Origin of the sequence: Burkholderia sp. AU17457 (assembly GCF_002223255.1) — a bacterium.
Taxonomy (GTDB): Bacteria; Pseudomonadota; Gammaproteobacteria; order Burkholderiales; family Burkholderiaceae; genus Burkholderia; species Burkholderia sola.
In genome coordinates, this window is sequence record NZ_NKFB01000004.1 from 695,946 (window position 1) to 716,859 (window position 20,914).

The window sequence follows — 20,914 nt, forward strand, 5'->3', positions numbered from 1 at the left end:
GGGTCCGTTGCGAATGCGGTGGGCGTTCAGTCGATGCGGTTCAGGCTCGCGAAATCCGCGCCGCGCGCGACGAGATCGACGAGCAGCGGCGACGGCTTCCAGAACAGCGGATCTTCCTTTGCGAATGAGCGGATATCGGCGAGCACGTTCGCGAGGCCGACCGTGTCCGCGTAGTGCATCGGGCCGCCGCGATAGCGCGGGAAGCCGTAGCCGTACAGGAACACCGCGTCGACGTCGAGCGGGCGCAGCGCGATCTGCTCGTGCACGACGTTCGCGCCTTCGTTGATCATCGCGGCGAGATAGCGGCGCAGGATGTCTTCATCGGCGAACGTGCGCGGCGTGACGCCCTTCTTCGCGCGTTCTTCCGCGACGATCGCGTCGACTTCCGGATCGGGCGTGCCGACGCGCGCGCCGTCCGGATACAGGTAGTAGCCGCGGCCGGTCTTCTGCCCGAACCAGCCGCGCTCGCACAGCCGGTCGGAAATCTCCACGTAGCGCGCGTTCGGATCGCGCGTCGCCGCGCGGCGCTTGCGGGTCGCCCAGCCGATGTCGCCGCCCGCGAGATCGACCACCTGGAACGGGCCCATCGGGAAGCCGAACTCGCGCACCGCGCGATCGATCTGGTACGGCGACGCGCCGTCTTCCATCAGGTAGTCGGCAGCCGTCCGATAGACGGCGAGGATCCGGTTGCCGATGAAGCCGTCGCACACGCCCGCGCGCACCGGCGTCTTCTTCAGTTGCTTCGCCAGTGCGAACGCGGTCGCGACGACGTCCGGGCTCACGCGCTTCGGCACGACGATCTCGAGCAGCTTCATCACGTTGGCCGGCGAGAAGAAATGCAGGCCGATCACGTCGGCCGGCCGGTCGATGCTCGCGGCAAGTGCGTCGATGTCGAGATACGACGTATTGGTCGCGAGCACCGCGCCCGGCTTGCACACGCGGGCGAGTTCGGCGAACACCGCCTGCTTCACGGCCATGTCCTCGAACACGGCTTCGATCACGACGTCGGCCTGCGCGAGCGCGTCGTACGACGTGCTGCCCTTGAAGCGCGCGAGCCGCGCCGCGTGCGCGGCCGGCGTCATCCGCCCTTTCGCGACGAGGCCGTCGTACACCTTCTCGACGTGCGCCCGGCCGCGCGCGAGCGACGCGTCGTCGCGCTCGATCATCGTCACCGGCAACCCGGCGTCGAGCGCCGCGACCGCGATGCCCGCGCCCATCGTGCCGCCGCCGACCACGCCGATCCGCTCGACCGGCCGCGCGCTCGCGCGCCGCGCCTCGGGCGCCTTCGCCGCTTCGCGTTCCGCGAAGAACGCATGCACGAGGCCCGCGCGCTGCGGGCTGTCGAGGCACTGCAGGAACAGGCTGCGTTCGAACGTCATCCCCGCGTCGAACGACTGCGTGAGCGCGGCCTCGACCGCGTCGACGATCTTCGCCGGCGAGAAGAGCCCGCGCGACTTCTTCGGTAATTCCGCGCGCGCCGCGTCGATCGCGGCCTGCGCGGCCGCGCGATCGGCCAGGCCCTGCGCGTCGCGCGTGCGGCGTACCGGCGCGCCGAGCGACACGAGTTCCTGCGCATAGGCGAGGCCTTCGGCAAGCGTGTCGTCGCTGTGCGCGATGCGATCGACGAGGCCGAGCGCGAGCGCTTCCTCGGCGCTCGCATGGCGGCCGGTCAGCATCAGGTCGAGCGCGGCCTTCGCGCCGATCAGGCGGGGCGCGCGCTGCGTGCCGCCCGCGCCGGGCAGCAGGCCCAGCGTCACTTCGGGCAGCCCGAGCTTCGCGCCGGGCACCGCGAGCCGGTAATGCGCGGCGAGCGCGACCTCGAGGCCGCCGCCGAGCGTCGCGCCGTGCAGCGCGACCACGACCGGCTTCGCGCCCGATTCGATCCGCTCGCACACGTCGGGCAGCGACGGCGGCACGGGCGGCTTGCCGAATTCGCGGATGTCGGCGCCCGCGATGAAGTTGCGGCCGGCGCCGACGATCAGCACCGCGCGGATCGCGTCGTCGGCCTGCGCGGCGTCGATCGCGTCGGCGAGACCGCGCCGCACGTCGGCGGACAGCGCGTTGACGGGCGGATGGTCGATCGTGACGACGAGCACCTTGTCGCGCCGTTCGCGCGTGACGGTGCCGGCCGTCGGGCTGGCGGGGGAAGCGGTGGAATTCATCGTGTCTCCAGTGGTGCGGTGCGCCGGGCGGCCCAAACCGGTCGAGCCGGCCCGCAGCGCCGGTGCGCGAGCCGGTCCGGGCGGCGCGGGCAACGGTCCGGCGTGGTCGCCGGGCATGACGCGATTCTCGATTGATCGAGATTCATTGACAATTCCCGCAGGCCTTTACAAGCTGTCAAGTCTGACTTGACACTGAATGCTTTCGGACCGTTCCCGACCGTTTCGGGTCGGGAAACGGGACGGATCAGGAGACACCCCGCATGGACCTGAACGCGCTGACGCTGCTCGTCGAGATCCTCGACGCCGGCAATCTGAGCAAGGCCGCGCAGCGGCTCAAGATGAGCCGGGCGAACGTCAGCTACCGGTTGAACCAGCTCGAACGCTCGATCGGGCAGCAGCTCGTGCGGCGCACGACGCGGCGCATGGAGCCGACCGAGATCGGACTGAAGCTGTACGAGCACGGCCGGCGCATCCGCAACGAACTGCTCGCCGCGCAGGAATCGGTGACGACGCTCGGCCAGGACCTGCAGGGCCGCGTGCGGCTGTCGGTGCCGAGCGGCTACGGGCAGATGGTGATGTCCGACTGGCTGCTCGCGTTCAAGCGGCTGCATCCGGGCATCGTGCTCGACGTGGTGTTCGAGAATCGCGTGGAAGACCTGATGCGCGACGAAGTCGACATCGCGATCCGCGTGATGTCCGAGCCGCCGCAGAACCTCGTCGCGCGCGACATGGGCGCGGTGCGCTACATCGCGTGTGCGTCGCCCGCGTTCGCGGCCGCGCACGGGATGCCCGCGAGCCTCGGCGCGCTGGCCGCCGCGCCGGTCGTCACCGCGACGGTGCTGGGCCGGCAGTTGCGGATCGCCGCGTATCTCGGCGACGAGCGCCACGAGGTGCTGCTCGAACCGACGCTGATTTCGGAGAACTTCCTGTTCCTGCGCCAGGCGATCCTCGCGGGCATCGGCGTCGGCATCGTGCCCGACTACGTGATGCAGGACGACCTGCGGCACGGCGCCGTCGTCACGTCGCTCGATGCGTACCGGCTGAGCATCTTCGGCACCCACATGTACATGCTCTACATGCCGAACCGCCACCACACGCGCGCGACGTCGACGTTCATAGAGTTCATCCTCGAACAGGCCGGAAAGACCGGCCGGGGCGGGCCCGGCGGGATGCGTCAGGGTTTCCTGTCGGATGACAAGCCGCCGGGCGCACGGCGACAATAGCGCGCCGGGGCGGGCAACGCCGTTGCGCCCGCGCCGACGTCAACATCGACGCCGCCGTCTCCTTCGAATTCACTGCTGCCGAGGGTTCAATGTTCGACCGGATTCGTCCGCATTCGCGTCCCTGGACGCTGCTCGCCGCCGTCGCGCTCGTCGCGTTCAACGCCGGCTGCACGTCCCCGTCCGCGCCGTCGGGCGCCGTCGTCCCGGTCGCCGCCGCATCGGGCGCGGCCGTCCCGCTGCCCGGCGTTCACGCGCCCGAACTGTCGTCGGGGTGGGCCGACAAGCCGGGCTGGACCTCGCAGCACTTCATGATCGCGGCCGCGAATCCGCTCGCGACGCAGGCCGGCTACGACATGCTGAAGGCGGGCGGCACCGCGATCGACGCGGCCATCGCGACGCAGATGGTGCTCGCGCTCGTCGAGCCGCAATCGTCGGGCATCGGCGGCGGCGCGTTCATGCTGTACTTCGACGGCAAGACGACGCAGGCGTACGACGGCCGCGAAACCGCGCCGGCCGCCGCGACCGAGCGCCTCTTCTACGGGCCGACCGGCCAGCCGATGGGCTTCTACGAAGGCGTCGTCGGCGGGCGCTCGGTCGGCACGCCGGGCGTGCTGCGCATGCTCGACGCCGCGCACCGCGCGCACGGCAAGCTGCCGTGGCGCCGGCTGTTCCAGCCGGCCATCCGGCTCGCCGAGCGCGGCTTCACGATCAGCCCGCGCCTGGCGATGCTGATCGCGAACGACAAGTACCTGAACAACGACCCGGCCGCCCGCGCGTACTTCTACAACGCCGACGGCACGCCGAAAACCGCCGGCACGGTGCTGAAGAACCCGGCGCTCGCGACCGTGCTGCGCCAGGTCGCCGACCGCGGCGCGAATGCGTTCTACAGCGGCGCGATCGCGCGCGACATCGTCGCGAAGGTGCGCAAGCATCCGACCAACCCGGGGCTGCTGTCGCTGCAGGATCTCGCGCGCTACCAGCCGAAGGTGCGCGCGCCGCTGTGCGCCGACTACCGGCGCTCGGTCGTGTGCGGGATGCCGCCGCCGTCGTCCGGCGGCCTCGCGATCGCGCAGATGCTCGGCATGCTCGAGGCGATGCCCGACTGGCAGCAGATCGGCGCGCAGAAGCCGGTGCGCAACGCGGTCGGCTACGAGCCGACGCCGTTCGCCGCCCACCTGTTCAGCGAAGCCGGACGTCTCGCGTATGCGGACCGCGCACGCTACGTGGCCGATCCCGATTTCGTGCCGCTGCCCGGCGGCAACTGGGCGAGCCTCACCGACAAGACCTATCTCGCACAGCGCGCGCGGCTGATCGGCGACACCAGCATGGGCGTCGCGCAGGCCGGCACGCCGCAAGGCGCGACGCTCGCGCTGGCCGACGACCGCAGCCCCGAATTGCCGTCGACCTCCGACATCGCGATCGTCGACCGCTACGGGCAGGCGCTGTCGATGACGACCAGCGTCGAGGATGCGTTCGGCTCGCGGCTGATGGTGCGCGGCTTCATGCTGAACAACCAGCTCACCGATTTCTCGTTCGCGTCGACCGACAACGGCCGGCCGGTCGCGAACCGCGTGCAGCCCGGCAAGCGCCCGCGCTCGGCGATGTCGCCGGAACTCGTGTTCGACAAGAAGACGAAGCAGGTGACGATGATCGTCGGCTCGGCCGGCGGCCCCGCGATCATCAATCACGTCGCGAAGACGCTGGTCGGCGTGCTCGACTGGGGGATGACGATGCAGCAGGCGATCGCGCTGCCGAATTTCGGGTCGATGAACGGGCCGACGCAGCTCGAACGCGGCCGCGTATCGGACGCGCTCGCCGACGGTCTGAAAGGCCGCGGGCACGACGTGCAGGTCGTCGAGATGAACTCGGGGCTGCAGGGAATCCAGCGGCTGAACGTGCAGGGGCAGACGGTGTGGTTCGGCGGGGCCGATCCGCGGCGGGAAGGCGTGGCGATGGGGGATTGAGCGCGGCAGGCATGGGCGGCGGGCATGGGCGGCGCGTACGTGCTCGTCGCCCGTGCCGTCAGCATGACGTCAGCCGCGCCCCTTCCACGGCACCACCCGCCGCTCGACCCAGCGCATCGCCAGATCGAACAGCCACGCGATCGCACCGATGAGCAGGATGCCCATCACGACGATGTCGGTGCGCAGGAAGCTCGATGCGTTGAGCACCATCTGCCCGAGCCCGGCCGTCGCGGCGACCATCTCGGCCGCGACGAGCGTCGTCCAGCCGAACCCGATCGCGATCCGCAGCCCCGTGAGGATTTCCGGCAGCGCGGCCGGCAGCACCACGTGGCGCACGATCTGCGCGAAGCTGCCGCCGAGCGAATACGCGGCGTTGATCTGCTCGACCGTCGCCGCACGCACGCCGGCGCGCGCGGCCATCGCGATCGGCGCGAAGCACGCGAGGAAGATCACGACGAGCTTCGCCGTCTCGTCGATGCCGAACCAGATCACGACGAGCGGCAGATACGCGAGCGGCGGCAGCGGCCGATAGAACTCCAGCAGCGGATCGAGCACGCCGCGTGCGATGCGGCTCACGCCCATCAGGATGCCGGCCGGCACGCCGATCGCGGTCGCGAGCGCGAACGCACCGAACACGCGGGCAGCGCTCCACAACAGATGATCGGACAACGGCAGGCCGCCCTGGATGCGGCCGTGCCACGCATCGACGAACGCGGTCCACACCGCTTCCGGCGCGGGCAGGAACAGCGGCGGCAGCCACTGCAGATGCGTCGCGACCCACCACAGCACGGCCAGCGCCGCGACCGTCGCCGCGCTGAGCCCGGCCGTCCTCCCCTGCCCCGGCAACCGGTAGCGATGCGAGGCGCGCGCCGGACGCGGTACGTCGCGCCGCTGCGTATCGCGTCCGTCCGGCCCGAAGCCCGCGGCCGCTCGATCGGCCGCCCAAGAATCCTGCGTGCTCATGTCGTCCTGCCTGTGCAAAGTACTGATCCGGCCACGCCCGACGGACGCGCCCTGCCGCGCGAACTCGTGCATCACGCCGGCTCCGCGACCGCCTCGTCGCGATGCAGATACGCGATCAGCCGCTCGCGCCACGCGATGAAATCCGGCGACGATTTCACCGCGCGCGCGTCGCGCGATTCGACGTAGCGGCGCGCGAACGGCAGCTCGAAGGTTTCGGCAATGCGGCCGGGGCCCGGCGTCATCACGACGAGACGCGTCGCGAGGAACAACGCCTCCTCGACGTCGTGCGTGATGAAGAACACCGTCTTACCGGTGCGCGCCCACACGTCGAGCACGAGCGCCTGCATCGTGCCGCGCGTCATCGCGTCGAGCGCACCCATCGGCTCGTCCATCAGCAGCACGCGCGGGTCGCTCGCGAGCGCGCGCGCGATGCCGACGCGCTGCTGCATCCCGCCGGAGAGTTCATACACGCGCGCATGCGCATGGCGCTCGAGGCCGACGAGCGCGAGCATCTCGTTCGCCCGCGCTTCGCGCTCGGCCTTCGACACGCGTGCGAAGCGCAGCCCGAGCGCGACGTTATCGAGCACGTCGAGCCACGGCAGCAACGCGTATTTCTGGAACACGACGCCGCGATCGGCGCCGGGGCCCGTGACCGGCACGCCGTCGACGCACACGTCGCCGGTCGTCGGCGCGACGAAGCCGGCCATGCAGTTCAGCAGCGTCGTCTTCCCGCACCCGGACGCACCGAGCGCGACGACGAATTCACCGGACTCGATGCGCAGGTCGACGCGCGCGAGCGCCTGCGTCGTCGGCCTGCCGCGCTCGCCCGGATAGGCGACCGATACCTGACGGACTTCCAGCGTGCTCATGATCGAAGGGCTCCGCGACGAAAGGGCTAACCGGCCGCGCTCAGCGCGCGGCCTTCTGCACGAACTGCGGATCGACGCCGGCCGAATAGTCGGCGAGCACCGTCTGGATCGTGCCTTGCGACTTGAGGAATGCAGCCGTGGCCGCGAGCGACTTCGCGGCGCCCGATTGCGCGCCGCCGCCGAGCCACGTCGGCGATGCCTGTTCGGCCGCCGTCGGGAATGCATAGAGCGCGAGGCTGGCCGGCACGTCCTGCGCGTTCGCGCCGGACACCTTCGCGACCGCCGCGACCTGCGGCGAGCCGACCTTCCACGCGGCAGCGTGCGCGCGGTAGTCGGCGTCCGCCGCCGCGAGCACCTTCACGAAGCGCGTGACGAACTCGGGGTTCTCGCGCGCGAACTTGCGGCTCACGACGAAGCCGTCGAAGGTCGACTTGCCGCTTTCCTTCGCAACCTGGCCCGACGTCGTGAGCACGGTGCCCGACTGCTTGACCTTCGCGAGCACCGGATCCCAGATGTAGGTCGCGTCGATGTCGCCGCGCGCCCACGCAGCCGCGACTTCGGGCGGACGCAGGTTGACGATCTTCACGTCGTTCGGATTGACGCCCGCTGCCTGCAGCGCGACGAGCGTATGGAAGTGCGACGTCGACACGAACGGCACGCCGATCTTCTTGCCCTTCAGCCCGGCGACGTTCGTGACGCCCGAACCGTTGCGCGCGACGAGCGCCTCGGCGTCGTTGATGTTGTCGAGCACCCAGAACAGCGAGATGTCGAGCCCCTGCGACAGCCCGGCCGCGATCGGGCTCGAGCCGGCTTCGCCGAGCTGCACGGAGCCCGATGCGAGCGCGCGGATCACGTCGGCGCCGCTGTCGAGCTTGCGGAAGGTGACCTTGTAGCCGGTCGCCTTTTCGACTTCACCGCTCGCCTGCGCGTAGCGCCACGGCACGACCATGTCCTGGTACGCGATCACGACTTCGCGCGATTCGGCGTGCGCCGCGCCCAGCGCGGCAAAGGCGGTCAGCGCGACGACGGCGCGGCGGATGAAGCTGAAACGGGACATGCGGCTCTCCTTCGGAATGCGGGCATTGCTGCGGGAGAGCCGACTTTACGGGCTTTGCGCGCGGCGGGAGCGAACTTATCCTGCGAAGCTATCGATGCCGTTTCAGCTTTGCTTTTCATGCTCGACCGGATTGCGCGTCCGGTCGGGTGACGATTGGCGTGCGCATGCGCGGATCATCGCCGCGCCAACGAAAAAGCCCGCATCGCTGCGGGCTTTTTTCGACTGCTCGAGACTGCTGCAGATGGAGGCGAGCGCGAGCGCTCAGACCACCCCCGCCCCATGCGCCTGCAGATCGGCGTGATAGCTCGAGCGCACCATCGCGCCGACGGCCGCATGCGTGAAGCCCATCTTGTACGCCTCTTCCTCGTACATCTTGAACGTATCGGGATGCACGTACGCGCGCACCGGCAGGTGGTGCTCCGACGGCTGCAGGTACTGGCCGATCGTCAGCATGTCGACGTCGTGCGCGCGCAGGTCGCGCATCACCTGCAGGATTTCCTCTTCGGTCTCGCCGAGGCCGACCATCAGGCCCGACTTCGTCGCGACGTCCGGATGCAGCGCCTTGAAGTCCTTCAGCAGCTTCAGCGAGTGCGCGTAGTCCGAACCCGGGCGCGCTTCCTTGTACAGGCGCGGCACCGTTTCGAGGTTGTGGTTCATCACGTCGGGCGGCGCGGCGTTCAGGATCGAGATCGCGCGGTCGAGACGGCCGCGGAAGTCCGGCGTCAGGATCTCGATGCGCGTGTCCGGCGACTGTGCACGCGTTTCGCGGATGCACTCGACGAAGTGGGCGGCGCCGCCGTCGCGCAGGTCGTCGCGATCCACGCTCGTGATCACCACGTACTTGAGCTTGAGCGCGGCGATCGTGCGCGCGAGGTTCTTCGGCTCATCCGCGTCGAGCGGATCGGGACGGCCGTGGCCGACGTCGCAGAACGGGCAGCGGCGCGTGCACTTGTCGCCCATGATCATGAATGTCGCGGTGCCCTTGCCGAAGCATTCGCCGATGTTCGGGCAGCTCGCTTCCTCGCACACGGTATGCAGGTTGTGCTCGCGCAGGATCGTCTTGATCTCGTTGAAACGCGAGCTGCCGGTGGCCGCCTTCACGCGGATCCACTCGGGCTTCTTCAGCTTTTCGATCGGAATGACCTTGATCGGGATGCGCGCCGTCTTCGCCTGCGCCTTCTGCTTGGCGGTCGGATCGTAGGCAGGGGTCGCGGCCGTATCGGCCGGTGCGGGAGAAGCGGTAACGTCAGTCATTCGATTGTTCCAGTGCGTGCGGCTTGTCGGCGGCCGCGGATGCGCCGTCGAGGTTGGCGATCAGACGGCTCACCAGCGTGTGGGCGACGTCGTTCCAGTCGGCGGCAACCCCGAGGCTCGCCATGTCGACGGTTTCCAGTCCGGCATAGCCGCACGGGTTGATCGCGAGAAACGGGCGCAGATCCATCTTCACGTTCAGGCTCAGCCCGTGATAGCTGCAGCCGTTACGGATCTTCAGGCCGAGGGCCGCGATTTTCGCGCCCTCGTGCACGCCGGATGCCACGTAGATCCCGGGCGCGCCCGCCTTGCGGACCGAAGCGAGATTATACGCCGCGAGGGTTTCGATCACGGCCTCCTCGATCTTCGTCACGAGCGTGCGCACCATCAGCTTGCGCCGGCGCAGGTCCAGCAGCAGGTAGACGACGATCTGGCCGGGGCCGTGGTAGGTGATCTGTCCGCCGCGGTCGACCTTCACGAGCGGCACGCCGCTGTCGGCCACCAGCAGGTGCGCGGGGTCGCCGGCCTGGCCGAGCGTGTAGACGGGCGGATGCTCGACCACCCAGAGCTCGTCGCCGGTGTCGGCCGTGCGCGTGTCGGTGAACGCGCGCATCGCGTCGAAGCTTGCCTCGTACGCCTCGCGGCCCCGCCACCGCACGGTAACCGGCTGGGCCGGCTGAGCCGGGAGTCCGGCGGGCGATGCGGAAACGGCGACAGGCGTGGACACGATGGAAACCGGCGAAACGGACATGGGCGGTAGTTTACCGAAAACCCGTGGGTCTCGCCGGCCTTAGGACGGGGACGGATCGCCGGTATCCGTCGGATGAAACGATGGTCAGACGGTGCGCCAGCCGTCGTGCAGCAGCGCGTTGACGCGTTCGCGCAGCCGGGACAGCCCGCCGAGCGCGACTTCCCGCGGCGGCCGCGACACCGAGAACGCGACGCGTGCGCCCTCGCGGCCTTCCGCGCTGAGCCACAGCCGCTCGCCGCGGCGCAGCTTCAGCGTCTCGCCGTCGGCCAGGAAGTAGTCGTCGACGTCGTTGCTGCGCGTCGCCCAGACCGGCCCGCACTGGACGACCAGCCGCGTGCTGCGCTGCACCTTCATCGGCACGGTCTCGCCCGGGGGAATTTCGAAGGTGATGCTTGAAGAGATTTCTTGCATGATCGACTCCGCCAATAAGTGCTTCGATGACTACAATCCTAGTCACTTGAAGGTGTCCGACCAAACGACCAATTTTCACGTCGATGTGAGGAAAATTAGCAAATGGACCTCCGCCAGCTGCCGGCGCTGAACGCGATTCGCGCGTTCGAAGCCGCCGCCCGCCACGAGAACTTCTCGCGCGCCGCCGACGAGCTGTTCGTCACGCACGGCGCGGTCAGCCACCAGGTGCGCGCGCTCGAGGAAGAGCTCGGCGTGCAGCTGTTCACGCGCAACGGCAAGCGGCTGTGCCTGACCGACGCCGGCATGCGCTACGCACAGCAGATCCGCACCGCGCTGATGGTGATCGCCGACGCGACGCGCGACGTGCGCGCGAGCGACCGCGACCGGCGGCTGGTCGTGTCGATGCTGTCGTCGTTCGCCGCGCGCTTCATCACGCCGCGCATCGGCACGTTCATCGAGCGGCATCCGGAAATCGACGTCGAGCTGCAGTCGACCAACTCGCTCACCGATTTCGCGCGCGACGACGTCGATCTCGCGATCCGCTTCGGCTTCGGCAGCTATCCGGGGCTGCACGTGGAGCCGCTGTTCGAGGAGGTGTTCTTTCCGGCGTGCGCGCCGACGCTGAACGGCGGCAAGCTGCCGCAGACGCCCGCCGATCTCGCGCACTACCCGCTGCTGCGTTCGGACGACGAGCTATGGCGGCCGTGGTTCGACGCGGCCGGGCTCGACACGCTGACCGAGCCGAAACGGGGGATTCTGTACCAGGATTCGTCGAACCTGCTGCTGGCCGCGATCGAGGGCCAGGGCATCGCGCTGGTGCGCCGCTCGCTCGCGGTGCACGACCTGCTCGACGGGCGCATCGTGCGCCTGTTCGACATCGACGGGCCGAGCCCGTGGCACTATTTTTTCGTGTGTCCGCCGCCGCTCTTGAACACGCCGCGCGTGCAGGCGTTCCGCACCTGGCTGTTCGAGGAAGTCGCCGAATACAAGCGGCTGTGCGACGAGCTGGACGCGCGGCGCGCGGCGGGGAAATGCCCCGCCGAGTGCGCGCGGGAAGGAGGATGGAAAGGGATCAGCGGCCGTTTGCGCTGACCCCGGACGCCGGAACGGGCGTTAAAGGACGACCTTGACCATCGGATGGCCGGTCAGTGCGCGATAGATGTTGTCGAGCTGTTCCTGGCTCGTCGCGCGCACGGTGATCGTGAGGCCCGTGTAATTGCCGCCGCTCGACGCACGTTCCTCGATCTTCTCGACGTCGATCTCGTTGTCGTGAACGGCGACGACCTTGAAGATCGTGTCCTTGAATTCGGGGTGCGCCTTGCCCATGATCTTGATCGGGAAATCGCACGGAAACTCCAGCAGCGACTCCTTCCGGGTCTCGATCGCGCCGGTCACCTCGACGGTTTTGGTCGGTTCGCTCATCATTTTCTCCGGGTTAGGTCAAACTGTTCAAACTCGCGTGCCTTCGCACGCTGGTACGCGTCGTAGAGCGCCGCGAACACAGGGCCCGGCTTGCCGCCCTGCACGGGCAGATCGTCGAGCGACGTAACGGGCAGGATTTCCTTGGTTGCCGACGTCAGCATGATCTCGTCGGCCGTACGCAGCTCGACCTCGCTGATCTCGCGCGCGACGAACCGGATCCCGCATTCTTCGGCCAGCTGCTCGACCAGCGCGTAGCGGATCCCTTCGAGGATCTTGTTGCTGCGCGGCGGCGCGAACAGTTCGCCGTTCTTCACGATCCACACGTTCGACGACGAGCCTTCGGTCACGTTGTCGTCGCGCAGCTGGATCGTCTCGAACGCGTCGCGTTCGGCCGCATGCTGCGCCATCAACACGTTGCCGAGCAGCGAGATCGACTTGATGTCGCAATGCAGCCAGCGGCGATCCTCGGCCGTCACGCAGCGCACGCCCTTCGCGCGCTCCGCTTCGGACGGCAGGCGCAGCGGGGTCGTCATCGCGAACACCGTCGGCACCGCGTTCGCCGGGAACGCGTGACCGCGCTTCGCGACGCCGCGCGTCACCTGCAGGTAGACGAGCGCGTTGCCGTCGGCGAGGCCTTCCGCGTTCGCCGCGACGACCCGCTCGATCAGCGCGCGCCAGCCGGCCGCATCGTGCGGGTCGTCGATGCCGATCTTCTTCAGGCTGCGCGCGAGCCGGTCGAGATGCTGTTCGATCCGGAACGGCACGTGCGCGCCGTCGTGCGCATACACGGGGACGACTTCATACACGCCGTCGCCGAAGATGAACCCGCGGTCGAGCACCGGCACACGGGCTTCGGACAGCGGCACCAGTTCCTCCTGCGCCGAGACGCTGAGGTAGACGATCGGTTCGAATTCGGCTTGGCTCATAGCTTTGACAGATGGGGATGAAGTCGTGAAAACAAAGGCCCGTCGTGCTTACTTCTTCTTGCTGAACATCAGCAGGATCGAGTCCCAGATACGTCCGAAGATACCCGCTTCCGGCACCGCCTGCAGCGCGACGACCGGGAATTCGGACAGCGTCTTGCCGTCGGCGACGATCTTCACGGTGCCGACCTGCTGGCCTTGCGCGAGCGGCGCGATCAGCGGCGCGTTGACGTCGACCTCGGTCTTGACCTTGTCGCCGAGGCCGCGCGGCACGGTCGCCCACTGGTCGCCCTTCACGCCGACCTGCACGGTGTTGTCCTTGCCCTTGTAGACGCGCGGCGTCGAGATCGCCTGGCCGCCCTTGAACAGGCGCACCGAATCGAACGCGCTGTAGCCGTAGTTCAGCATCTTCATGCTGTCCTGCGTACGGTCGCTTTCCTTCTGCTCGCCCATCATCACCGACACGAGGCGGCGCTGGCCGTCGACGCCCGGGATCGCGCGCTTCGCCGACGCGATCAGGCAGTAGCCGGCCGCCTGCGTGTGGCCCGTCTTCAGGCCGTCGACCGTCGGGTCGAGCCACAACAGACGGTTGCGGTTGCCCTGGCGGATGTTGTTGTACTTGAATTCCTTCTCCGAGAAGATGCCGTAGTACTGCGGAAAATCGCGGATCAGGTGGGCCGACAGCTTCGCGAGATCGCCGGCCGTCGTGTAGTGGTTCGGGTCGGGCATGCCGTTCACGTCGGCGAAGTGCGTGCCTTTCATGCCGAGGCGCGCCGCCTCGTCGTTCATCAGCGTGACGAACTGCCCTTCGCTGCCGCCGACCAGTTCGGCCAGCGCGATCGCGGCGTCGTTGCCCGACTGGATGATCATCCCGTACACGAGGTCGTGCACGGACACCGGCTTGTTCGCCTCGATGAACATGCGCGACTCGTCGCGGCCGACGCGGCGCACGGCTTCGCTCGGCGTGACGATCTGCTCCATCGAGATCTTCTTCTTGTCGAGCGCTTCGAACACGAGGTAGGCCGTCATCAGCTTCGTCAGCGACGCCGGCTCGACGCGTTCGTCCGCATTGCCCGATGCGAGCACCGTGTTGCTCGTCGCGTCGACGAGCACCCACGAGCGCGCGTTCACGCCCGGCGGCGGCACCGCGCCCGGCATGTAGGTCGCGGGCGCGCCGGTGAACTGCTCGGCGGCCGGCGCCGCATGCGCGGCCTTGGCCTTGGCGGCCGGCTTCGCCTCGGCGACGACGATCGTCGATGCGAGCGCGACGGGCAGCATCACGCCGAGCGCGACGTTGCGCGCGGCGGTGCTGAAGGCGATGGAGGAAGCGAGGGACTTGAGGCCTTGGGAAGACAGACGCATGATCGATTCAGGCTGATGGCAGAAAGTGCGGTGCGAAACGCGCAGGGTTGAACGGCAAGGCGGCGGGCGTGTCGGGCATTCGCCCGACACCGTCGGGCGACGCGAAACGCGCCGGTTGGACTCGTGCGGGCGCGTTCGGTTCGCGGCCGTCGCGAGCGGGCGGACAGGCGGCGAAACGAGCGCCGCATGGGCCCAGCCGGGCCGCGGGCAACGCGAAATGCGGCCATTATACGTGGCCGCGAACGGCGTTTTCGCGAACCGGGCAGCGGACGTCCGCAACCCCGTTGCGGGAGCATGGCACGGGAATGCGGCGAGCATGCGTGCTCGAAGCCGCGCGAAAGGTGTGCGCAGGCGGCGTGCAAGCCGGGTTGCGCCGCCGTGCGGCACGCGGCGCGCCGCGTGGGGCGGCGCGATGTCGCATGAAGCTTCGGGAAGGGTCGCGCATCGTCCGGCCGGCGCCGGTGCGCGACACGGCCGCCGGCGCTTACGCCGGCGGCCGCATGCGGACTAGCGCCACGCGTCGACGATGATGCGCTTCAGCACGTGCAGCTTGCGATGGAGGAAATGCTCGGCGCCGGGGATCACGACGACCGGCAGCTCCTGCGGCCGCGCCCAGTCGTACACCGACGCGATCGGCACCGTATCGTCGGTTTCGCCGTGGATCACGAGCGTGTTCTCGGGCACGTCGGCCACCTGCCAGCGGCTCGCGGCCGTGCCGACGAACACCATCCGCTCGATCGCTTCGCCCGCGTCGCGCAGGCGCTTCGCGACGTGCGACAGCACGAAGGTGCCGAACGAGAAGCCCGCGAGCACGAGCGGCAGGTCCGCATACGCGGGCTGCGCGCGCATGTGCGCGAGCACCGCGAGCAGGTCGTCCGCCTCGCCCGTGCCATTGTCGTGCACGCCTTCGGTCGCGCCGACGCCACGGAAGTTCGACCGGTAGACGACGTAGTTCAGTTGCACGAGCGTGCGCGCGAGCGTCTGCGCGACCTTGTTGTCCATCGTGCCGCCGAACAGCGGGTGCGGATGCGCGACGAGCGCGATGCCGCGCGGCGCGGCGCCGCCTTCGCGCACGGCGTCGGGCAGGTCGACCGCGATTTCGATCTGGCCGATCGGGCCCGCGATCAGCGATTTCTGCGTATGAACGTTCATTCGGCCGGCCCGCTCAGATCTTCAGGCGGTCGACGACCTTGCCGTCGCGCAGGTGCGACTCGACGATCTCGTCGATGTCGGCCTGGTCGACGTACGTGTACCACGTGCCTTCCGGATACACGACCATCACCGGCCCTTCCTCGCAGCGGTCGAGGCAGCCGGCCTTGTTGATGCGCACCTTGCCGGGCCCCGCGAGACCGAGCTCCTTCACGCGCTTTTTCGCGTATTCCTGCATGGTCTGCGCATTGCATTGCGCGCAGCTCGGGCGCTCGGCGCCCGGTTCGCGCTGGTTCAGGCAGAAGAAGACGTGGTGCTGGTAGTAGGAATCCATGATGGTGACGAGCGGCCCGGCGCGAGGCCGTGCGGAAAGAGGGGCGATGAATTGCCGTTGCGCGGGGCGGCAACGGAGGATGCGGACGATTATAGCGAGCGGCGCACGCGGCTGCCCGCGGCACGGCCGCCGCGGCCCGGGCTGCCGCGTCAGCGGCGCAGCGCGGCCGGCAGCCACGCGTGCTCGACGCGCTGGCCGAGCCAGATCAGCGCCGCGTAGGGCCAGATCCACGCGAGCCAGCGCGCGATGCTGTTGAAGTGCACGTAGCGGCCCTGCCGCCAGCCCGACAGCGTGAAGTCGAAGAACGGGTTGACCGGCAGCAGGTTCACGAGCGCGACGCCGGCCAGCAGCGCGAGCGCCGCGAGCATCGCGCGCCACGTCGCCGGCACGCGCAAGGCGACGAGCGCCGCCGCGAAACCGAGCTCGATGCCGAGCCTCGCGCCGGGCGTCGCCCATACGACGACGAGGCCGGTGGTCGACTGCATGTACGTCGCGGCCGCCTTCAGCACCAGCGTGGCGACCACCAGCGCGATCAACAGCCGGATGCGCGGCGCGCGCGGGCGCATCGCGAGCGACGCGATCGTCAACGCGGCGAACAGCATCAGCCCGCCCAGCACGGCTTCCCACGCGGAATCGGACAGCCAGCCGTCGACCCGCTCGGGCCATTCGCTGACGCGCCACGCGGCCGGCAGCCACGCGAGCAGCGCGTCCTGCATCGACGCGTCGGCGCGCTCCCACAGCGCGGCCGGCCAGTCGCCGATACCGAACAGGAACGGCGACGGAAACACGATCGCGAACGGCCACAGCGCGGCCAGCAGCAGCGGCGTCGAACCGTCGGCCTCCAGCCACGCGAAGCGCAGCCGGCGCAGCGCGCCGCGGTCGAGCAGCGCGCCGGTGGCCGGCGCGGCAAGCGCCGCGCCCAGTAGCGCGCCGAGCGCGTTGGCGCCGAGGTCGAGATTCGACGCGACACGCGTCGGCAGGTAGGTCTGCAGCGCTTCCATCGTGCCCGACAGCAGCACACCGAGCCCGCCGGCGATCAGCGTCGCGGCCACGCCCCGCCAGCGCGGGTGTAGCGCCAGCACGCCGAGCGCGCCGAACGGCAGGTAGCCGAGCACGTTCGTGGCCACGTCGAACGCGGTCACGTAGCGCTGCATCGGCGCGAACAGGTAATCGAACGGACCGATGCCGAGCGACAGCCAGCCTTCGAACGGATACAGCGACGCATAGACGATCAGCGCCGCGTAAGCGGCAAACGCCTGCCGCGCGAGCGGTGACGCGCGATGCGTGCCCGGCACGTTCATCGCGGATGCAAGCGCGGATGCACGTCGGCCGTCACGGCGTGCCCGCGTACGCCTGCACGCCGACCCACGCGGCGATCTGCGACACGAGTTCGTCGCTGGCCGCCGCGAGCGCACGCGCGCCGCCGGCCGCGTCGGGCGTGCTCGACGGCGCGCGCGCGACGAACGTGCGCTGGCCAAGCACCTTGCCGTCCTGCATCAGCGTCGCGCGCGCGGTCACCGCGCCGTGGCTTTGCGACTGGCCGTCGAAGACCTGTTCGAATTCGCTCAGGTCGACCTTGAGCGTCGGCGCGCGCACGCCGTCGGCGCCTTCGAGCACCGTCCCGCGCGACGACAGCGCGCCGCGCAGCCGCTGCGTGAGCAGTTGCGCGGGCGGCGCGGTCCAGCGGCTGTCGCGATAGACGGCCACGTGCTGCGCATCGGCGTACGCGAGCCGGTACGCGAACTTGTCCGAGTCGAGCGCATCCGGCGCGGCGACGTCGAGCACCTTCAGCGCGGGGCCCGACCCGGTGGTCGCCACCGACGACGCGGGCCCGAGGTCGTAGCGGATGTTCGACAACACCGCGTCGTTGCCGGCGCAGCCGGCCGCCAGTGCGAGCGTCAGTACGGCAAGTGCGGCCGCGGCCGGGCGCAGCGCGCGGTCAAGAATTCGTGGCATGGCGTATTCCTGCATGAGGTTTCCGGTTTCGATGGGCGTCAGCGTCAGTGCGCGGCCGTCGCACCCGGCCAGACGAAGCCCGCTTCGCCCGGCCCCGGCGCCGCGCCGGGCGAGCCGAACAACAGACTGCGCGGATTGCGGCCGAGTTCACCGGCAACGTCCTTCAATTGCCGGGATGCATCGCCGACGCTATCGGCCAGCGCGTTGAAGCGCGGCAGCGTGTCGTACTGCACGCGCGCGTTGAGGCCGTTCAGCGCGACGCCGACCTGCTCGGCGGCCGTGCCGGCCTTGTTCAGGTTCGACACGAGCGGCCCGTTCGGCTGCAGCAGCGTGTTCGCCGACGCCATCGCGCGGTTCACCTCGTGCATCGTTTCCGGCAGCGCGGTGACGGCCGGGCCGAGCTGCTTCGTCAGCGTCGCGGCGCCGTCGGCCGCGTGCTGCAGGCTTTCGGCGGTCGCGCGCAACTGCTCGCGCATCTCGGGCGACATCAGCGCGTTCGCGCTCTTCGCGGCCAGTTCGAGTTGCCGCAGCAGCACGTCGCCGCGCTCCTGGATCTGGTCGAACAGGCTCGGCCGCATCGGGATCTGCGCGATCGCCTTCGGCGACGACGGCAGCGGCGACAGATCGCGCCCCGTATCCTCGAGCTGCACGAACGCGATGCCGGTCACGCCCTGGAAGCCGAGGCTGCCGTAGGTCGACTGCGTGATCGGCGCGTCGTGATCGACGAGAATGCGGATCCGGATCTGGCCCGGATGCGTGCGATCGAAGCCGATCGACTGCACCTTGCCGACGTCGAGGCCGCGAAAGCGCACGGCCGCGTCCGGGAACAGCCCGGTCACGTTGGTGCGCGCGAGCAGGTCGTACGGCACGCGCACGGTGCGGTCGACGTTGAACCAGAACACGGTGCCCGCGATCGCGAGCGTCAGCGCGATCGTGAACAGGCCGGCCCAGAACGCATGTGATTTGTTTTCCATTCGCGGGTTCCTTGCTTCTACAGCTCGACGCTCGACAGCGCCGGTTCGAGGGCCGCCTTCGGCAGCTTCGCGCGCCGCTCGGGCGGCAGCGCCTGCAATGCGCGGCGCCCGCGCAGCCCCAGGAAATATTCGTGGATGAACGGATGGTCAACGTTCGCGGCCTCCTCGACGGGCGCCGCGACCAGCACCTTGCGGTCGGCCAGCACCGCGACGCGCGTCGACAGCGCGACCATCGTGTCGAGGTCGTGCGTCACCATCACGACGGTCAGACCGAGCGTGCGGTGCAGCGTCGCGATCAGCTCGACGAATTCGTCGGACGCCTGCGGATCGAGGCCGGCCGTCGGCTCGTCGAGGAACAGCAGCTCGGGCTCGAGCGCGATCGCGCGCGCGATGCCAACCCGCTTCACCATCCCGCCCGACAGCGCGGCCGGCATCTTCGACGCGTGCTTGCACGGCAGCCCGACCATCTCGAGCTTCAGCATCACGATGTCGTGCAGCAGGTCCGGCGGCACGCGGCCGAGCTCGCGCAGCGGCTGCGCGACGTTGTCGAACACCGTCATCGACGAGAACAGCGCGCCCTGCTGGAACAGCATTCCCGAACGCGTGCGCATCATCCGCGCGCTCGCGTCGTCGATCGTCGCCGTATCCTCCCCGAACACCTTGATCGTGCCCGACGTCGGCCGTTCGAGGCCGAGGATCTGGCGCACGAGCGTCGTCTTCCCGGAGCCCGACCCGCCGACGATCGACACGATCTCGCCGCGCCGCACGTCGAAGTCGAGCTTCTGGTGAACGATGTTGCGCCCGTAGCGCTTGGTCAGGTTGCGCACCTCGATCACGAGGTCGCCGGCATCGGCGGCCGCGTCCGGCCGGGCGCCGAGCGACCCGGCGCCGATCGCCGCGGCATGCGCGGTCGTTTCGTTCGATGCGCTCATCCGAGCCCCACGTTCTGGAACAGGATCGCGAACACCGCGTCGGCGAGGATCACGACCGTGATCGACGACACGACCGACGTGGTCGTGCCTTCGCCGAGGCTCTGCGAGTTCGCCTTGATCCGGAAGCCGAAATGGCACGCGACCAGCGCGATCAGCATGCCGAACACGACGCCCTTGCCGACGCCGATGTACAGGTTCGCGATCGGCACGACGCCCGGCAGCGAGCGCACGAAATAGTTGATGTCGATGCCGAGCACCAGCTTCGCGGCGAGCGCGCCGCCCGTCAGCGCGATGATGTTGGTCCACATCACGAGCAGCGGCATCGCGACGCCGAGCGCGAGCACGCGCGGCAGGATCAGCCGCAGCCCGTGCGGGATGCCCATCACGCGCATCGCGTCGAGCTCCTCGGTCACGCGCATCACGCCGATCTGCGCGGTAATCGCCGAGCCCGAGCGGCCCGCGACCAGGATCGCCGACAGCACGGGGCCGAGCTCGCGGATCACCGACAGCCCGAGGATGTTCACGATATAGCGGTTCGCGCCGAACATCTGCAACTGCTGCGCGGACAGGTAGCTGAGCACGATGCCGATCAGGAACGCGACGAGCGCGGTGATCGGCAGCGCCTGCGCGCCGGCGCTGTAGATGTTCGCCGAGGTTTCCTTCCACGGCATCGTCCGCGGGCGGCGCAACACCGACAGCGCATCGAGGATCACGAGGCCGAACATCGCGATGCCGCCCTGCAGGTGTTCGCCGAACGCGAAGATCGCCTGGCCGAGCCGCGTGACGGGATCGAACCGCACGATGCGCTCGGGCGCCTCGCGCTGGCTGTCGAGCCGTTCGATGCGCTCGAAGATCGTGCGCTGCGTGGCGCTCAGCGCGACGCCGGCCGGCAACTTGCGGCCCCACACGCGCCACAGCGCCTGGCCGCCGACGTGGTCGAGCCGCTCGATGCCGGACAGATCCCACTCGCTCACGCGCCCGGCGGCGATCGTCGCGATGCGGCGCGCCACGGCGCCGCGGTTGCGCGCGAGCGACAGCGCGGTCCACTGGCCGGTCAGGCGCACCGTCTGGCCCTGGCCGCCGGCGTCGACCGACAGGCCGGGAGGAGTCTCGAAGTCCAAGGGCGGGTTGTTTGCAAAAGGATGACAGCGGCCATTGTAGCGAACCGTCCGGCGCCGCGACGTGAGGATTACGGTGCGGACGGCGAGCTC

Annotated in this window: 20 protein-coding genes; 3 read left to right on the top strand and 17 right to left on the bottom strand. The window is 69.3% G+C overall.

All coding sequences use genetic code 11. The features are described 5' to 3' along the window. Positions 1–26: 26 nt before the first annotated feature. Entirely contained in the window at positions 27–2,162 is a 2,136-nt protein-coding gene (locus CFB49_RS15590) for a 3-hydroxyacyl-CoA dehydrogenase NAD-binding domain-containing protein (protein WP_089491706.1), read from the bottom strand. 260 nt (positions 2,163–2,422) lie between these two features. Between CFB49_RS15590 and CFB49_RS15595 the strand changes: the two genes are divergently transcribed. Continuing rightward, a complete protein-coding gene (locus tag CFB49_RS15595; protein WP_069620217.1) occupies positions 2,423–3,385 on the top strand; it encodes a LysR family transcriptional regulator in 963 nt (320 codons plus the stop codon). A gap of 89 nt (positions 3,386–3,474) precedes the next feature. Further along, positions 3,475–5,349 carry a gamma-glutamyltransferase gene (gene ggt / locus CFB49_RS15600; RefSeq protein ID WP_089435682.1) on the top strand — a complete coding sequence of 625 codons (1,875 nt, stop codon included), beginning with the start codon at positions 3,475–3,477 and terminating at the stop codon, positions 5,347–5,349. 69 nt (positions 5,350–5,418) lie between these two features. Here the strand turns inward: ggt and CFB49_RS15605 are convergent, their stop codons facing one another. From CFB49_RS15605 to CFB49_RS15630, 6 genes are all read right to left on the bottom strand, one after another. Then, positions 5,419–6,384 (bottom strand): ABC transporter permease subunit, encoded by a 966-nt coding sequence (locus CFB49_RS15605; RefSeq protein WP_069620215.1) that lies wholly within the window; start codon positions 6,382–6,384, stop codon positions 5,419–5,421. After that, positions 6,384–7,181, bottom strand: a complete 798-nt coding sequence (locus CFB49_RS15610) for a taurine ABC transporter ATP-binding protein (RefSeq protein WP_089491707.1) — start codon at positions 7,179–7,181, stop codon at positions 6,384–6,386. The genes CFB49_RS15605 and CFB49_RS15610 overlap by 1 nt, the downstream gene beginning before the upstream one ends. A 40-nt stretch (positions 7,182–7,221) precedes the next feature. Beyond that, positions 7,222–8,238, bottom strand: a complete 1,017-nt coding sequence (gene tauA / locus CFB49_RS15615; RefSeq protein WP_089435684.1) for a taurine ABC transporter substrate-binding protein — start codon at positions 8,236–8,238, stop codon at positions 7,222–7,224. A gap of 261 nt (positions 8,239–8,499) precedes the next feature. Then, positions 8,500–9,492 (bottom strand): lipoyl synthase, encoded by a 993-nt coding sequence (gene lipA, locus CFB49_RS15620; protein WP_006477693.1) that lies wholly within the window; start codon positions 9,490–9,492, stop codon positions 8,500–8,502. After that, on the bottom strand, positions 9,485–10,240 hold the full coding sequence (gene lipB / locus CFB49_RS15625) for a lipoyl(octanoyl) transferase LipB (RefSeq protein ID WP_089435685.1): 756 nt from the start codon (positions 10,238–10,240) through the stop codon (positions 9,485–9,487). Before lipB ends, lipA begins: the two co-directional genes overlap by 8 nt. 84 nt (positions 10,241–10,324) lie before the next feature. Continuing rightward, the gene (locus CFB49_RS15630; RefSeq protein WP_089435853.1) at positions 10,325–10,651 is read right to left on the bottom strand and encodes a DUF2917 domain-containing protein; all 327 of its coding nucleotides are present in this window, start codon (positions 10,649–10,651) and stop codon (positions 10,325–10,327) included. A gap of 102 nt (positions 10,652–10,753) precedes the next feature. Here CFB49_RS15630 and CFB49_RS15635 point away from each other — a divergent pair, with 102 nt between their 5' ends. Continuing rightward, complete coding sequence (locus CFB49_RS15635) at positions 10,754–11,743, top strand: transcriptional regulator GcvA (protein ID WP_069620211.1); 990 nt, start codon at positions 10,754–10,756, stop codon at positions 11,741–11,743. 21 nt (positions 11,744–11,764) lie between these two features. Here CFB49_RS15635 and CFB49_RS15640 read toward each other — a convergent pair whose 3' ends face one another. From CFB49_RS15640 to CFB49_RS15685, 10 genes are all read right to left on the bottom strand, one after another. Beyond that, on the bottom strand, positions 11,765–12,073 hold the full coding sequence (locus CFB49_RS15640; protein WP_011546305.1) for an HP0495 family protein: 309 nt from the start codon (positions 12,071–12,073) through the stop codon (positions 11,765–11,767). Beyond that, a complete protein-coding gene (locus CFB49_RS15645; protein ID WP_069620210.1) occupies positions 12,073–12,999 on the bottom strand; it encodes a D-amino acid aminotransferase in 927 nt (308 codons plus the stop codon). Before CFB49_RS15645 ends, CFB49_RS15640 begins: the two co-directional genes overlap by 1 nt. A gap of 48 nt (positions 13,000–13,047) precedes the next feature. Beyond that, positions 13,048–14,358, bottom strand: a complete 1,311-nt coding sequence (locus CFB49_RS15650) for a D-alanyl-D-alanine carboxypeptidase family protein (protein ID WP_069620209.1) — start codon at positions 14,356–14,358, stop codon at positions 13,048–13,050. 507 nt (positions 14,359–14,865) lie between these two features. Next, positions 14,866–15,510 (bottom strand): alpha/beta hydrolase, encoded by a 645-nt coding sequence (locus CFB49_RS15655; RefSeq protein ID WP_069620208.1) that lies wholly within the window; start codon positions 15,508–15,510, stop codon positions 14,866–14,868. Between the two features lie 13 nt (positions 15,511–15,523). Continuing rightward, a complete protein-coding gene (locus CFB49_RS15660; RefSeq protein ID WP_069620207.1) occupies positions 15,524–15,841 on the bottom strand; it encodes a (2Fe-2S) ferredoxin domain-containing protein in 318 nt (105 codons plus the stop codon). 149 nt (positions 15,842–15,990) lie between these two features. Continuing rightward, positions 15,991–17,142 (bottom strand): VanZ family protein, encoded by a 1,152-nt coding sequence (locus CFB49_RS15665; RefSeq protein ID WP_069620206.1) that lies wholly within the window; start codon positions 17,140–17,142, stop codon positions 15,991–15,993. Positions 17,143–17,173: 31 nt separating this feature from the next. Continuing rightward, positions 17,174–17,797, bottom strand: coding sequence for an ABC-type transport auxiliary lipoprotein family protein (locus CFB49_RS15670; RefSeq protein ID WP_069620311.1), 624 nt, complete (start codon positions 17,795–17,797; stop codon positions 17,174–17,176). 44 nt (positions 17,798–17,841) lie between these two features. Further along, positions 17,842–18,771 (bottom strand): MlaD family protein, encoded by a 930-nt coding sequence (locus CFB49_RS15675; RefSeq protein ID WP_069620205.1) that lies wholly within the window; start codon positions 18,769–18,771, stop codon positions 17,842–17,844. Positions 18,772–18,788: 17 nt separating this feature from the next. After that, the gene (locus CFB49_RS15680; protein WP_069620204.1) at positions 18,789–19,703 is read right to left on the bottom strand and encodes an ABC transporter ATP-binding protein; all 915 of its coding nucleotides are present in this window, start codon (positions 19,701–19,703) and stop codon (positions 18,789–18,791) included. Beyond that, positions 19,700–20,824 carry an MlaE family ABC transporter permease gene (locus CFB49_RS15685; protein ID WP_069620203.1) on the bottom strand — a complete coding sequence of 375 codons (1,125 nt, stop codon included), beginning with the start codon at positions 20,822–20,824 and terminating at the stop codon, positions 19,700–19,702. Before CFB49_RS15685 ends, CFB49_RS15680 begins: the two co-directional genes overlap by 4 nt. Positions 20,825–20,914: the final 90 nt, after the last annotated feature.